The 533-nt window shown below is 59.3% G+C and carries 1 pseudogene; it reads left to right on the plus strand.

Going from position 1 to position 533, the window contains the following annotated elements:
- Positions 1 to 42: 42 nt before the first annotated feature.
- Positions 43 to 533: pseudogene (locus tag CFR71_RS16030) on the plus strand (IS5-like element IS1031A family transposase); the annotation flags it as partial.

Consider the following 533-nt stretch of genomic DNA (forward strand, 5'->3'; position numbering starts at 1 on the left):
AGCCTGTTGTGATTCATCCGTCTTTACGAAGAGATGGAGTGAATGGTGACATGGACTGGTATTGCCCGACGTGAACATAGCCGGGAAGGACTGCGATATCCATCGGATATGATGGACGGGGAATGGGCTTTGATCATGCCATTTGTGCCCCCTGCGAAACGGGGCGGTCGCCCTCGCACGACGGATATGCGCGAGGTGGTCAATGCGATGCTCTACATAGCCTCGGCCGGGTGCGCGTGGCGCCTGCTGCCGAAATGCTTTCCGCCGGTCTCGACTGTCAGGCGCTATTTCTACGCCTGGCGTGATACCGGGCTGTTCGAGGTCATGAATACGGTGCTGGTCATGAGCCTGCGCGAGATCGAGGGGCGTGAAGCCTCCCCGAGCGCGGGCGTGATTGACAGCCAGTCGGTGAAAACTACGGAAAGCGGCGGGCTTTCGGGCTATGACGCGGGCAAGAAGGTCAAGGGCCGCAAGCGCCATATCGTGACTGATACCTGCGGCTTCCTGATCTTTCTCCTCGTTCATGCCGCCGA

Source organism: Novacetimonas pomaceti (assembly GCF_003207955.1).
Taxonomy (GTDB): domain Bacteria; phylum Pseudomonadota; class Alphaproteobacteria; order Acetobacterales; family Acetobacteraceae; genus Novacetimonas; species Novacetimonas pomaceti.